Annotated in this window: 16 protein-coding genes; 12 read left to right on the forward strand and 4 right to left on the reverse strand. The window is 70.2% G+C overall.

Annotated features, from left to right (window positions below):
- The first annotated feature begins 4 nt into the window (after positions 1 to 4).
- The 7 genes from ACFFGE_RS11735 (at position 5) to arsC (ending at position 6927) form a co-directional block, all read left to right on the forward strand.
- Complete coding sequence (locus tag ACFFGE_RS11735; RefSeq protein WP_376836587.1) at positions 5 to 1189, forward strand: FAD-dependent oxidoreductase; 1185 nt, start codon at positions 5 to 7, stop codon at positions 1187 to 1189.
- Between the two features lie 53 nt (positions 1190 to 1242).
- Positions 1243 to 1668, forward strand: a complete 426-nt coding sequence (locus tag ACFFGE_RS11740; protein ID WP_376836588.1) for an SPFH domain-containing protein — start codon at positions 1243 to 1245, stop codon at positions 1666 to 1668.
- A gap of 82 nt (positions 1669 to 1750) precedes the next feature.
- Positions 1751 to 2863 carry a glycosyltransferase family 4 protein gene (locus tag ACFFGE_RS11745; RefSeq protein WP_376836589.1) on the forward strand — a complete coding sequence of 371 codons (1113 nt, stop codon included), beginning with the start codon at positions 1751 to 1753 and terminating at the stop codon, positions 2861 to 2863.
- A 59-nt stretch (positions 2864 to 2922) separates the two neighbouring features.
- Positions 2923 to 5073 carry an amylo-alpha-1,6-glucosidase gene (locus tag ACFFGE_RS11750; protein WP_376836590.1) on the forward strand — a complete coding sequence of 717 codons (2151 nt, stop codon included), beginning with the start codon at positions 2923 to 2925 and terminating at the stop codon, positions 5071 to 5073.
- Between the two features lie 41 nt (positions 5074 to 5114).
- Positions 5115 to 5471, forward strand: a complete 357-nt coding sequence (locus tag ACFFGE_RS11755) for an ArsR/SmtB family transcription factor (protein WP_376836591.1) — start codon at positions 5115 to 5117, stop codon at positions 5469 to 5471.
- The gene (arsB, locus tag ACFFGE_RS11760; protein ID WP_376836592.1) at positions 5468 to 6523 is read left to right on the forward strand and encodes an ACR3 family arsenite efflux transporter; all 1056 of its coding nucleotides are present in this window, start codon (positions 5468 to 5470) and stop codon (positions 6521 to 6523) included. The genes ACFFGE_RS11755 and arsB overlap by 4 nt, the downstream gene beginning before the upstream one ends.
- Positions 6520 to 6927, forward strand: a complete 408-nt coding sequence (arsC, locus tag ACFFGE_RS11765) for an arsenate reductase (glutaredoxin) (protein ID WP_376836593.1) — start codon at positions 6520 to 6522, stop codon at positions 6925 to 6927. Before arsB ends, arsC begins: the two co-directional genes overlap by 4 nt.
- Positions 6928 to 7082: 155 nt before the next feature.
- Here arsC and ACFFGE_RS11770 read toward each other — a convergent pair whose 3' ends face one another.
- The gene (locus tag ACFFGE_RS11770) at positions 7083 to 8702 is read right to left on the reverse strand and encodes a serine hydrolase (RefSeq protein WP_376836594.1); all 1620 of its coding nucleotides are present in this window, start codon (positions 8700 to 8702) and stop codon (positions 7083 to 7085) included.
- 118 nt (positions 8703 to 8820) lie between these two features.
- Here ACFFGE_RS11770 and ACFFGE_RS11775 point away from each other — a divergent pair, with 118 nt between their 5' ends.
- Genes ACFFGE_RS11775 through ACFFGE_RS11795 form a run of 5 tightly spaced genes read left to right on the forward strand, consistent with a single transcriptional unit; the run spans position 8821 to position 11819 of the window.
- Entirely contained in the window at positions 8821 to 9495 is a 675-nt protein-coding gene (locus ACFFGE_RS11775) for a nitroreductase family protein (protein ID WP_376836595.1), read from the forward strand.
- 48 nt (positions 9496 to 9543) lie between these two features.
- Positions 9544 to 9831, forward strand: a complete 288-nt coding sequence (locus ACFFGE_RS11780) for a nucleotidyltransferase family protein (protein ID WP_376836596.1) — start codon at positions 9544 to 9546, stop codon at positions 9829 to 9831.
- A complete protein-coding gene (locus ACFFGE_RS11785) occupies positions 9821 to 10171 on the forward strand; it encodes a HepT-like ribonuclease domain-containing protein (protein WP_376836597.1) in 351 nt (116 codons plus the stop codon). Before ACFFGE_RS11780 ends, ACFFGE_RS11785 begins: the two co-directional genes overlap by 11 nt.
- Entirely contained in the window at positions 10171 to 11361 is a 1191-nt protein-coding gene (locus tag ACFFGE_RS11790; RefSeq protein WP_376836598.1) for a vWA domain-containing protein, read from the forward strand. Before ACFFGE_RS11785 ends, ACFFGE_RS11790 begins: the two co-directional genes overlap by 1 nt.
- 44 nt (positions 11362 to 11405) lie before the next feature.
- Entirely contained in the window at positions 11406 to 11819 is a 414-nt protein-coding gene (locus ACFFGE_RS11795) for a hypothetical protein (protein WP_376836599.1), read from the forward strand.
- A 3-nt stretch (positions 11820 to 11822) separates the two neighbouring features.
- Here ACFFGE_RS11795 and ACFFGE_RS11800 read toward each other — a convergent pair whose 3' ends face one another.
- The 3 genes from ACFFGE_RS11800 to ACFFGE_RS11810 all read right to left on the reverse strand — a co-directional run bounded on the left by ACFFGE_RS11800 (position 11823) and on the right by ACFFGE_RS11810 (position 13572).
- Positions 11823 to 12005, reverse strand: coding sequence for a CsbD family protein (locus tag ACFFGE_RS11800; RefSeq protein WP_376836600.1), 183 nt, complete (start codon positions 12003 to 12005; stop codon positions 11823 to 11825).
- A 77-nt stretch (positions 12006 to 12082) separates the two neighbouring features.
- Positions 12083 to 12535: an NUDIX domain-containing protein gene (locus tag ACFFGE_RS11805; protein ID WP_376836601.1), complete on the reverse strand. Its 453-nt coding sequence runs from the start codon at positions 12533 to 12535 to the stop codon at positions 12083 to 12085.
- Complete coding sequence (locus tag ACFFGE_RS11810; protein WP_376836602.1) at positions 12532 to 13572, reverse strand: sensor histidine kinase; 1041 nt, start codon at positions 13570 to 13572, stop codon at positions 12532 to 12534. Before ACFFGE_RS11810 ends, ACFFGE_RS11805 begins: the two co-directional genes overlap by 4 nt.

A 13572-nucleotide genomic window follows, 5' to 3' on the forward strand; every position in this document is an offset into this window, starting at 1 on the left:
CCGCGTGTCCAGGCCGCACACCATCGCCGTCGCGGGCGCGGGCCCGGCGGGGCTAGCCGCCGCCATCGCCTTGGCGCGTCAGGGGCGGGAGGTGGTGATGCACGAACGGTTCGACGCCCCGGCGCCGGTCGGCGCGGGCTTCATGCTGCAGCCCACGGGGCTGGCGGTCATGCGCGCCCTGGGGCTTGAGGCCGAGATCCGCGCGCTGGGACAGCCGTTGACGCATATCGTCGGCCGCCGTCATCCGACCGGCGATCTCGTCCTGGACGTCAGCTACGCCCACCTCAGGCGCTCGGAGGCGGCGCTGGGGGTGCATCGCGCGGCCCTGTTCGACGTGCTCCATCGCGCGGCGCTCCAGAGCGGGGTCCGGTTCGAGGCGGGCTTCACCGCCGTGGACGCGGACGAGGGCCGGCTGATCGCCGCGGACGGTCGTCGAACGCCTCGTTTCGACCTCGTGGTGGACGCCACCGGCGCCCGCTCCCTCATCGCCGAGCGGAGGTTGGGCGCCCGTCGGCGGGCGCTGGCGTTCGGTGCCCTCTGGGCCACCACGCCCTGGCCGCGAACGGCCGATTTCGATCCGTCGGCTTTGCAGCAGGTGTATCGCGCGGCCGACAAGATGATCGGCGTCCTGCCCGTCGGTCGCCGGCCGGACGCGCCCCAAGCGCTCGCCACCTTCTTCTGGAGCCTGAAGACCGCCGATCACGCCCGCTGGCGCGACGCGGGGCTCGAGGCCTGGAAGGCCGAGGTGCTCGCCTTCTGGCCGGCCTGCGCGCCGGTGCTCGAGGGGATCACCACCCCGGATCAACTGACGCTCGCGCGCTACGGCCATCACACCCTGGCCCTGCCGGTCGCACCGGGCCTGGCGGCCATCGGCGACGCCGCCCACGCCACCAGCCCCCAGCTGGGTCAGGGGGTGAACATGGGCCTGCTTGACGCCTTCGGCCTGGCGGAAGCGGTGGAGCGCGAAGCCGATCGCGATCGGGCGCTGTGGGCCTATGCGGCGGCGCGACGCTGGCACATCCGGCTGTACCAGGCGCTGAGCCTGGTCTTCACCCCCTTCTACCAGGCGGACGGCAAGCTGCTGCCCTGGGTTCGGGACCACGTGCTGGGCCGCATCGCGCGCGCGCCCGGGGCCGCCCGCCTGCTTGCGGCGACCGTGTCGGGCCTGCTGCTCGATCCTCGTCCTTGACCGGCGCGCGCCGCTGACGCTTTGCTTGCGCCCAGGATGAGGGAGGAAAGCTGATGCGTGGCGTGACCGCGACGATCGTTCTAGGTCTGGTGGGGCTGGCGCTGGCCGCCCTCGCCCTTTGGGCCCTGCCCACCTACAACGTCTATCGCAAGCAGATGGCCGGGCGCGCCGCCTATGAGCAGGCGGTGCAGGACCGCCGCATCCGGGTGCTGGAGGCGCAGGCGGCCCTGGACTCCGCGCGCCTGACCGCCCAGGCGGAGATCGAGCGGGCGCGCGGCACCAACGAGGCCAACCGCATCATGGCCGAGAGCCTGGGCGGGCCCGAAAACTACCTGCGCTGGGCCTATATCGACATGCTGCGTGAGACGGCGGACCAGCAGGATCGCCAGATCATCTACATCCCGACCGAAGCCGGCATGCCCATTCTGGAGGCGGGCCAGAGGGCGGGCCAGAGGACAGGTGGGGGCGGCGCCCCCTGAACCGTCGATATCTGATGGAACGACTGCGGTTTTCGGCCATTAAGCGCCGTGCCGCCGGCATGCCGCAGGAGCCCGAATACCGATGAAGATTGCGCAGGTTGCTCCCCTGTACGAAGCCGTTCCGCCGCGCCTGTACGGCGGGACCGAACGCGTGGTCGCCCACCTGACGGATGCGCTGGTCGATCTCGGCCACGACGTCACCCTGTTCGCCTCGGCAGACGCCCGGACCCGGGCGCGCCTGATCCCTGTGCGCGACCAGGCGATCCGGCTGGACCCCGCGCCGCTGAAATCCGACCTCGCCGCCCACATGGCGCAGTTGTCCGAGGTGCTGGCGCGCGCCGACCAGTTCGACGTGATCCACTTCCACACCGACATGATTCACTTCCCGTTCTTCGAGCGGTTCGCGGATCGCACCCTGACGACCCTGCACGGCCGTCTGGACCTGAAGGACCTGCCGGCGGTCTACGCCAAGTGGCGGCAATATCCGCTGGTCTCGATCTCCGACGATCAGCGCCGTCCGTTGCCGGACGCCAACTGGGTGGCGACGGTCCAGCACGGCATGCGGCCCGACATCTACGAGCCCTCGGCCCGCTCCGACGGCTATCTGGCGTTCCTGGGCCGCATCTCGCCGGAGAAGCGGCCGGACCGCGCCATCGAGATCGCCACCACGCTCGGCCGGCGCCTGAAGATCGCGGCCAAGATCGACGCCGCCGACAAGGTCTATTGGGAGACGGTGATCCAGCCCCTGGTCCTGTCCAACCCGCTGGTCGAGTTCGTCGGCGAGATCGGCGACCACCAGAAGTCCGCCTTCCTGGGCGGCGCCGATGCGCTGCTGTTTCCCATCGACTGGCCCGAGCCCTTCGGCCTGGTGATGATCGAGGCGATGGCCTGCGGCACGCCCGTGGTCGCCTTCCGCTGCGGCTCGACGCCCGAGGTCATCGAGGACGGCGAGACCGGTTTCCTGGTCGACACCATGGAGGAGGCCGTGGCCGCGACCGCGCGCGTCGCGGAACTGGACCGCGAGGCCATCCGCGCGCGCTTCGAGCTGCGCTTTTCGGCCATCGCCATGGCGCGCCGCTATCTCGACGTTTACGGGTCCCAGCTCGCAGGACGCCCGTTCGCACCGGATGTCGCGCCGGCCGAGATCCTCCGCCCAACCCTCGACGAACCGCGCAGTTTCGCTACGCTCGCCTGAAACGACTTCACGGCTTGACCCTTAGCCGGCGGAGCGGGGCGTAGACGGATCGAGGCCATATGGACGACGCCTATTCCACGTCGATGTCGGCGGCGGGCGAAAGCGCCGATGTCGCGGGCCTGTCCCAGCTGCTCGCGCTCAAGTCCGGCGACACCTTCCTGGTGGCCGACGCCTGGGGCGACCTGAGGGGCGCCGCCGACGGCCTCTTCGTCGCCGACACGCGCATCCTGTCCCGCTTCGTCCTGACGATCGGCCTGTCCAAGCCGTCGCGGCTGACCTCCGGCGTCAGCGCCGACAACGTCTTCTTCAGCTGCCACACGACCAACCGACCCCTGCCGCCGATGGGCGGACGCTCGGCGCCGGCCGGCGTGGTGCACGTGGAGCGCCGCCGCTTCCTGTGGGAGGGCCGCCTCTATGAGCGGCTGCGGATGGTCAACCACGGCGTGGACGACATCTTGCTGCCCATCGCCTACGACTACGACGCCGACTTCGCCGACATCTTCCAGGTGCGCGGGACCCGGCGCGAACGGACCGGTCGCGTCGCCGAACCGGAGCTGGACGGCCGCCGCGTGGCCTTCAGCTACCACGGGCTGGACGACCGTATCCGGCGGACCTGCCTCGCCTTCTCCGAGCCTCCGCACAAGCTGACCCGTCGCCGGGCCGAGTTCATGTTCAGCCTGCCGCGCGGCCGCCGCCAGGATCTCTACGTCGAATGCGGCGCCGACCGGTGCGAAACGCCGGATGGAGACCGCTTCCGCCGCGCCTCGGTCGAGGCGCGCCTGCACATGCGCCGCAAGCGGCGGCGAGGCGCCAGCCTGCGGGGGCCCCGCAGTCCGCGCTTCAACGACTGGCTGGACCAGTCCCGCGCCGACATAGCGCTGCTGACCACCGATCTGGACACCGGCCCCTATCCCTACGCCGGGACGCCCTGGTTCTCGACGCCGTTCGGGCGGGACGGGATCATCGCCGCCTGGCAGATGCTGTGGCTCGATCCGTCGCTGGCGCGGGGGGTCCTGACCTACCTCGCCGGGCGGCAGGCGACCGAGACCTCGGCCTTCCAGGACTCCCAGCCCGGCAAGATCATGCACGAGACCCGCCAGGGCGAGATGAGCGCGCTCGGCGAGGTGCCGTTCGCCCTCTATTACGGCGGCGTCGACACCACCTGCCTGTTCGTCGCGCTGGCCGGCGCCTACGCCCGGCGCACCGGCGACCTGGAGACCGTCCGCGCCATCTGGCCGAACCTCCAGGCCGCCGCGGGATGGATGGCGACCTGCGGGGACTCCAACGGCGACGGCCTGATCGACTACGCCCGCGCGGCCGAGACGGGCCTGTCGAACCAGGGCTGGAAGGACTCCGAGGATTCCATCTTCGACCGCGACGGCCGCTTCCCCAAGGGCCCCGTCGCCCTGGTGGAGGTTCAGGGCTACGCCTTCATGGCCTGGCGGGCGATGGCGGATCTGGAGCGCCTGCTGAACCTCGGCGACGGCGGGGCCTATGCGGCGCGGGCGGAGGCGGTCCGGTCGCTGGTCGAGGATCGTTTCTGGATGCCGGACGCCGGCTTCTACGCGGTGGCCCTGGACGGCGACGGACGCCCTTGCGAGGCGCTGACGTCCAACGCCGGGCACCTGCTGTTCTCCGGCCTGCCCGCGCCGGATCGCGCGCGCCAGGTCTCGCGACGGTTGATGTCGGGCGCCTTCCGCAGCGGCTGGGGCGTCCGCACGCTCGCCGAGGGTCAGCCCCGCTACAACCCGATGAGCTACCACAACGGCTCGGTCTGGCCCCACGATGTCGCCTTCGCCGCCGCCGGCATGGCCGGATACGGCGACAAGGACGCCGCCCGGCTGCTGCTGGAGGAGCTGCACGAGGCTGCGACCCACTTTCACAACCGTCTGCCCGAGCTGTTCTGCGGCTTTCCCAAGTCGGTCGGCGAGCCGCCCATCGCCTATCCCGTCGCCTGCCTGCCCCAGGCCTGGGCCGCGGGCTCGGTGTTCCTGATGCTGCAAGCGGCGCTCGGCGTGCAGATCGACGCCATCGAGGGCGAGGTCCGCATCCACGACCCGATCCTGCCGCACGGCCTGGATCGCCTGACAGCCGAATCGCTCACCGTCGGCGACGCGTCGCTGGACCTGCACTTCAGCCGTGTCGACGGGCACGTCGTCGTCTCGCCCCGCAATCGGACAGGACCGCTGAGGGTCACGACGGTGCGATAGGCAGCTTGCCTCCGACACGACGATTCTTTATTTCCCGGAATATGGAATCGTCAGATGCGGTCGTCGCCCTGTCCGCCCTCGCCCACCCCGGACGCCTGTCCGCCTTTCGCCATCTCGTCCGGGCGGGACGGGACGGGATGTTCGCGGGCGACGTGGCGCGGGCGTTGCAGGCGCCGGCCAACACGACGTCGACGCACCTGGCCGTGCTCGCCCAGGCCGGTCTGGTCCAGTCGCGCCGCGAGGGCCGCCACATCGTCTACGCCGCCGACACCGAGCGGATGGCCGAGCTGCTGGCCTATCTGGCCGCCGACTGCTGCCAGGGCGCGCCGGAAGTCTGCGCTCCCCTTTCCGATGTTCTGAGGACCGCCGCCTGCGGTCGGCCGGAGGCCCGCGCATGACCCTGTTCGAACGCTGGCTCAGCCTTTGGGTGGCGCTCTGCATCGTCGTCGGCATCGCGCTCGGCGCGCTGGCGCCGGACCTCTTCGCCGCCATCGCCCGGGCCGAGGTCGCGCGGGTCAATCTGCCCGTCGCGGTGCTGGTCTGGCTGATGATCATCCCGATGTTGCTGCGCATCGACTTCGCGGCGCTGGGGCAGGTCGGTCGTCACTGGCGCGGCATCGCGGTGACGCTTCTCGTCAACTGGGCGGTCAAACCCTTCTCCATGGCGCTTCTGGCCTGGGTGTTCATCGGCTGGCTGTTCCGGCCCTGGCTCCCCGAGGCCCAGATCGAGAGCTACATCGCCGGGCTGATCCTGCTGGCCGCCGCGCCCTGCACCGCCATGGTCTTCGTGTGGAGCCGTCTGACCGACGGCGAGCCGCACTTCACCCTGACCCAGGTGGCGCTGAACGACGCCATCATGATCGTCGCCTTCGCGCCGATCGTCGGCCTCCTGCTCGGCATCGCCGCGATCGTGGTGCCGTGGGACACCCTGCTGCTTTCGGTGCTGCTCTACATCGTCATCCCGGTCCTGCTCGCCCAGGTGGTCCGCCGCCTGCTGCTGGCGCGCGGCGAAGGCGCGCTGGACCGGGCGCTGACGCGGCTGGGGCCGCTGTCGATCGCGGCGCTTCTGGCCACCCTGGTCCTGCTGTTCGCCTTCCAGGGTGAGCAGATCCTGGCCCAGCCGCTGGTCATCGCGCTGCTCGCCGTGCCGATCCTCATCCAGGTCTATCTGAACTCGGGCCTCGCCTATCTCGGCAACCGGATGGCGGGCGAGGCCCACAACGTGGCCGGCCCCTCGGCCCTGATCGGCGCCTCCAACTTCTTCGAGCTGGCCGTCGCCGCCGCCATCAGCCTGTTCGGCATCCAGTCGGGCGCGGCGCTGGCGACCGTGGTCGGGGTGCTGATCGAAGTGCCTGTGATGCTGTCCGTCGTCTGGATCGTGAACCGCAGCCGCGGCTGGTACGAGGCCGGCGCCGCCGTCCGCCGCAACGCCCTGAAGGAGTCCGCATGAGCGACTTTCCCGTCACCATCTTCCACAACCCGGCCTGCGGCACCTCGCGCAACGTGGTGGCGGCGGTTCAGGGCGTGGGCCTGACGCCGGAGGTGGTCGAGTACCTGAAGGCCGGCTGGACCCGCGACCAGCTGACAGATCTCCTGGCCCGCATGGGCGCTTCCCCCCGCGACGTCCTGCGCGAGAAGGGCACGCCCGCCGCCGAGCTGGGCCTGCTGGACGACGGCGTGTCGGACGACACCCTCCTCGATGCGATGGTCGCTCATCCGATCCTGGTGAACCGGCCGATCGTCGTGACCCCGCTGGGCGTCGTCCTGGCCCGCCCCTCCGAGCGCGTGTTCGAGGTGCTGGACCGGCGCCCGGAGACCTTCACCAAGGAGGACGGCGAGGTGGTCAGACTGTGAGATCCTTCTCCCCTTGGGGGAGAAGGTGGCATGCGCAGCATGACGGATGAGGGGGAAGCCCAGCCCACGCTCATCGTCGGACGGCGAGCGAGCTGACACAGCCCCCTCATCCGAGCCGCGCCGCGGCCCACCTTCTCCCCCGGGGGGAGAAGGGATCAGGTGCGTACCAGCCTCAGGTCCTGATAGTCGTAGCTGAAGTCGATGTCGGGACTGACGCCCTTCAGCGTGGCGCGCACCGGGCGGCCGCCCTCCAGCTCGAAGGTGACGAAGGCGTCCTCCTCGCGCTTGTCGGGGAAGCGGGTGCGCATCGTCTCGCCGTCGTACGGCTCAAGGGGCCCCTTCAGGGCGTAGGATCGGGTGAAGTCGAGCCACAGGCCCCCGTTCCGCTCGGAGATCACGATGTCGCCGTACCAGGGATCGCGCCAGGTCCCGGCGTAGGCCGACAGCGGCAAGGACGGCGGGGCGCCGGCCGCCTGCTTGGCGTCGATCTCACGCGCGGCCGCCAGAGACCGCTGCCTGCCCTCCGCCTCGATCCGTTTGCTGTCGGCGATCCAGTCGAAGCCGGTCTTGTCCATGACGATGTCGGCGATGCCGCTGCGCAGCGCCCGAAGCAGGAAGCTCTCCTCGGCGTTGGAGAAGATCGAGAAGCCGGCGTTACGACCCGGCAGCAGGACCGTCGCCGAGATGCCGCCCGGCGACCCGCCGCCGTGGGTGATGAAGCGCTCGCCGCGATAGTCCTGCACCGACCAGCCCATCGCATAGGTGGAGGTGATGGCGCGACCCGGCAACTCCGCCGTCGGCCCCTCGGACGACCCCGAGATCACATTGGGGCGGAACATCTCGCGCGCCGCCGCCTGCGAGAACAGCCGGGAGCCGTCCGGCAGCTCGCCCATCGCCAGCCGCACCTTCATCCACCTGGCCCAGTCCACGGCGTTTGAGGCGAAGGCGCCCGCCGCGCCCGCCGCGTCCCAGTTCCAGATGCCGGCGATGGAGTCCTCCAGCAGCACCATCTCGCCCTGATAGCGCAGCGGCGGCCCGATACGCCCATGCGGCAGCGCCGACCTCGCCGGGTCCGCCCGGCTGGTGAACGGCACGGTGTCGGCCATGCCCACACGGTCCAGGATGCGGGTCTGGACGAAGGTCTCCCACGGCATCCCGGAGGCGGCGGCGACGATCTCGCCGGCCACGACGAACATCAGGTTGCAGTAGTGGTAGCCCGCCCGGAACCCGTGCTCGATCGGCACGTGCGGGATCGCCGCCATGATCTCGGCGCGGGTCCGGTCGCTGTTCGGCCAGAACAGCAGGTCCCCGGCGCCCAGGCCGAACCCGGCGCGGTGGCTGAGGGTGTCGCGCACCGTGATCCGCTCGCCGATGAAGGGATCCGACAGGGTGAAGCCCGGCAGATAGGTCCTGACCGGCTCGTCCCACTTGACCTTGCCCTCGTCGACCAGGATCGCCAGCGCGGCGGCGGTGACGTTCTTGGTGTTGGAGGCGATGGCGAACAGGGTGCGCTCATCCACGTCGGCGGGCCCGCCGATCCGGCGCCCGCCATAGCCGCGCGTCAGGACGTCGGCCCCATCCTTGACCACCGCGACCGACAGGCCGGGCTGGTCGGGGAAGGCCTCAAGACAGCGCCGCACATAGGCGTCGACCGCTTCGGCCAGCCCGTGCGTCGTCGCCGCCTCCTGGGCCCAGGCGCGGAACGGCACGACGGCGGCTGCGCCGGCGAGACCCGCTCCGGTCAGGGCGGCGCGGCGGTTCAACGAAAGCGGCATGGACGGACCTCTGAAGTTCGAGCGCCACGCTAGCGCGCCGCGCCCGGGACGGCCAAGCCCGCTTGCGGCGAAAGGGGGTCGCCCTCTAGACCGACGATGTCAGCCGATCGGGACCGCCATGAAGGATCACCCCCGCACCCCCCTGCCCCCGCTTCCGGAGTGGAGCGACGAGGAGCGGATCGCGCGGGTCGTCGCGTTTCGCGACTGGCTGTCGAAGCGGCGGACGGTGCGCGAGTTCAGCGACCGGCCGGTGCCGCGCGAGATCGTGGATCAGGCCATACTGGCCGCCGGGAGCGCGCCCTCGGGCGCCAACCACCAGCCCTGGTTCTTCAGCGTCATCGACAGCCCCGACGCCCGCCGCCAGGTGCGCGAGGCGGCCGAGGCCGAGGAACGCGCCTTCTACGCCGAGAAGGCGTCTCAGGAATGGCTGGACGCGCTGGCCCCGCTCGGCACCGACCCCGACAAGAGCTTCCTCGAGGTCGCGCCGGTTCTGATCGCCGTCTTCGCCCAGAAGCGCGGCGGGCCGAGGCCGGGGGACGACAGGAAGAACTACTATGTCGCCGAGAGCGTCGGCATCGCCACGGGATTTCTGATCGCGGCGCTGCACCAAGCCGGTCTGGCCACCCTGACCCACACCCCCGCTCCCATGAGCTTCCTCAGCGAGATCTGCGGCCGGCCCGCGAACGAGAAGCCGTTCCTGCTGTTGGTCGCGGGACACCCCGCCCCGGACGCGACCGTGCCGCTGGCGGCGCTGGACAAGAAGCCGCTGGACGCCATCGCCGCGCGGGTCTGAGGCGGCGCGCGCGTTCGCATTCGGCGGCGCGCGTTCTACAATGCGGCGATGACCCGCGACGAGCTGCTGTCCAAACTGCGAGAGCTGAAGCCCTGGCTGGAAGAACAGGGCATCGTCAACGTGCGCCTGTTCGGCAGCTACGCCCGCGATGCGGCCGGACCGGACAGCGACGTCGATCTGCTGGTGGAGATGACCAAGCCCCTGGGCTTCCGGTTCTTCGGCATCGAGGACGAACTCGGCGATCGGCTGGGCGCGCGCGTGGAGATGATGACCGCGCGATCGATCGAGAACCCCTACATCAAGCACTCCGTGGAGCGTGACGCGCTTGTGGTCTGAGAAGGACGCCGCGCTGATCCGGGAGATGCGCCTGAGGCTGGACCAGATCGCCACGCTCGTGGCGGGTCAGGACCGCGACGTGTTCCTGGCCGACCCGGCGAAGCCACACGCCGTGGCCATGTTCTTCGTAATGGTGGGCGAAGCGGCCGGGAAAGTCAGTCCCGCGATGCAATCCGCGCACCCCGGGATCGCATGGGGCTTCGCCAAACGGCTACGCAATCTCATCGCCCACGAGTATCGTCGCATCGACTGGCATCTGCTCCGGACCATCGCGACGGAGGACGCCCCGCGACTGAGGGCGGAGTTGCCGGAGCCGCCGCCGCCTGAGACCTTCGACTGATGCTCCTGCCCTTCTTCTCCGCGCTCAGGGACCGGCGCGTGCCGGTGTCGATGAAGGAATGGCTCCACCTGATGGAGGCCATGGATCGCGGGGTCGTGGGCCCCGGGACCGGGATGGCGGTGGATGACTTCTACCACCTGTCGCGCGCGGTGCTGGTCAAGGACGAGAAGCACTACGACCGCTTCGATGTCGTCTTCGCCGAGGTCTTCAAGGGGCTGGAGCGGGTCGGCGCCGGGGAGGAAGTCTCCGCCGACATCCCCGAGGACTGGCTTCGGCTGCTGAACGAGAAATACCTCACCGACGAGGAGAAGGCCGAGATCGAGGCGCTCGGCGGCTTCGACAAGCTCATGGACACGCTGCGCCAACGGCTGGAGGAGCAGAAGGGCCGTCACGAGGGCGGCTCGAAGTGGATCGGCACGGGCGGGACCAGTCCCTTCGGCCACGGCGGCTACAATCCCGAGGGCGTCCGCATTGGCGGCCCGGCGAAACAGGGCCGGGCGGTGAAGGTCTGGGAGAAGCGCGAGTATCGCAACCTCGACGATACGGTCGAGCTGGGCACCCGCAACATCAAGGTGGCGCTGCGCCGCCTGCGCCGCTTCGCCCGCCAGGGCGCGCCGGACGAACTGGACATCGACGGCACCATCGACGGCGCCGCCCGCCAGGGCTGGCTGGACATCCGCATGCGGCCCGAGCGGCGCAACACGATCAAGGTGCTGCTGTTCCTCGACGTCGGCGGGTCCATGGACGCGCACGTCAAGCTCTGCGAGGAGCTGTTCTCGGCCGCCCGTTCGGAGTTCAAGAACCTGGAGTTCTTCTACTTCCACAACTGCCTCTACGAAGGCGTCTGGAAGGACAACCGCCGTCGCCATTCGGAGCGCACGCCGACCTGGGAGCTGCTGAACAAGTATCCCGGCGACTGGCGCGCGATCTTCGTCGGCGACGCCACCATGAGCCCCTATGAAGTCACCATGCCCGGCGGCTCGGTCGAGCACTGGAACGAGGAGGCGGGCGCCGTCTGGCTGAACCGCGCCGTGCGTCAGTGGGAGCGCTCCGTCTGGCTGAACCCGGTGGCCGAACGCCACTGGCGCTTCACCGCCTCCGTCGGCCTGATCCGCGAGGTCATGGAAGAGCGCATGTTCCCGCTGACGCTCCAGGGGCTGGACGGCGCCATGCGCGCCTTGGTCCGCTGACGCGAGGGGACGGCTCTGATAGGGTCTCGATGAAGGAGCCCGCCATGCTGATCCTCGCCCTCGCCCTGCTGATCCAGACTCCCGCCGCCCTGCCGGAATGGGCGCGCGAGAATCCCTTCGGCTACGAGCGCGCGCAATGCAGTCCGATGATCCGGGGAGACGAGCCCCTGGAGGCCTGTCAGGCGAGGGTGCGGAGCTTGCTGCTCGCGGAGCTGGGCGACGACCTGCCGCCGGCGCTGCGCCCGGCGGCGGTGGAGGACTGCCGGCCTGCTGACGCGGGCGGCGGGGTCGTGTGCGGGCCTCAGCGGCGCGCCGCGCGGTCGGACGGTCCCGTTCTCGTCGAACAGGACTGCTCCAACCGCGTGACGTCCGAGGGCTTCTCGTCGGATTGCCGCCCGGTCGGACAGAGTGAGGAGCGAGGGGTCTCGATCACCCTGTTCGGCGGAGACGACGATTGATCGTCAGTGGCGGCCGTCGCCCTTGAGGGCGTCCTTGGCTCCCCCGACGGCGTTCTGAACCTTGCCTTCGACCTGGTCCATCTTGCCTTCGGCCTTCAGCTTCTCGTCGCCGGTCAGCTTGCCGACGCCTTCCTTGAGCTTGCCTTCGGTCTGCTTGCCGGCGCCTTCGATACGATCGGTGTTCATCTCGCTCTCCATGCTGGGAATCCGCTGATGCGGCGTCCCGGAAAGAGCGCGTCGCGGAAGCCGGGGTTCCGTATGGCTCAGCCTCGTCTCAGCCAGACGGCGACGGCCCAGGCGTGCGCCTCGTGCCGAAGGCGACGCAGCGCCTCCTCGGGCCTGATCCAGACCAGGGCGTGATCGTCCTCGCATTTCAGGCCGGGCTCTGCGGCCAGCACCTCGGCGATCCAGAAGCCGGCCTGGTTGTCCACCGGATGGCCGTCCGTCTTGCGGAACAGCTGGGAGGCTTCGGCGATCCGCGCGACGGCGCGCACCCTCAGGCCCGTCTCCTCGCCGAACTCCCGCGCCAGGGCCTCGGACTCGGACTCGTCGCCGTCCAGCGCCCCGCCCGGCAGGTCGAGATAGGGACCTTCGCCCCGATCGACCTCCACACAGGCCAGCCTGCCCTGGGCGTCGAACGCCAGTCCGAAGGCGGTCGGGCGCGGTTCGTAAGCGACCCCGGGTTCGGGTGTCCCGAACTTCAACCGAATGGTCACCGGTCGAACGCCAGGCGCGCCCGGACGCCCTGATGCGCCGGGTCGAACTCCACTGAGGAGCGCAGACCCTTGGCCATGGCGGCGATGATCTTGCCGCCCAGGCCGGTGCCCTTGGGCTTGCTTTCGCCCATGCCCGCGCCGTCGTCCTCGACCACCAGGACGCCGCGCCCCTCCCCCTCCGCGCGCAGGTGAACGCGAATCTCGCCGCCCTGGCCGGGGCCGTAGGCGTACTTCACCGCATTGGTCACGAGTTCGGTCACCACGACGCCGAGGGACACCGCCTGATCGGTGGAGACCTGCATCGGCTCCGCGTCGAGCCGAAGGGTGACGGTCCGATCATCCGAGCCCAGCGACTTGCCGAGCTCCTCGACGAGGCCGTCCAGGTAGTCGTGCATCGCCACCGTGGCGACGTCGGCGGAGGTGTAGAGCCGCCGATGCACATGGGCCACCGCCTCGATCCGGGCCTGGGCCTCCTTCAACGCCGTCTTGGCGCCCTCGTCCTTCAACTGGCGCTGCTGCAGCGATATGAAGCTGGAGACCAGCTGGAGCGAGTTGCCGACGCGGTGGTTGACCTCCCGCAGCAGGGCCTCGGCCCGATCGCGGGCCTGGCGGACCTCCTCCAGCGCCTGCTGGTTCTCGCGCTCCAGCCGGCGACGCTCCACCGCGTCGTTGAGCGCCGCTCGCAGCAGGGCCGTGAAGTCCTCGGAGACGTCCTTGATGACATAGTCCGCGGCCCCGGCCCGGAGCGCCGCGACCGCGATGCGGCCGTCCTCGGCGCCGGTGACATAGACGACCGGCGGCGGTTCGTTCAGCGCCAGGATGTCGGGCAGAACGTCCAGACCGTCGCGGCCCGGCATGAAGTGATCCAGGGCGCAGGCGTCGAACGTCTGCGTCGCCAGAAGCTCCAGGCCCGCGTCGCCGCCGTCCGCGCACACCACCTCGAAGCCGTGTCGCGACAGCTCCTTCTGGACCAGCCGCGACAGCGCCCGGTCGTCATCGATGTAGAGCAGACGAACCGGTCCGTCGCGGGCGATCAT

Origin of the sequence: Brevundimonas balnearis (assembly GCF_042434805.1) — a bacterium.
Lineage (GTDB): Bacteria > Pseudomonadota > Alphaproteobacteria > Caulobacterales > Caulobacteraceae > Brevundimonas > Brevundimonas balnearis.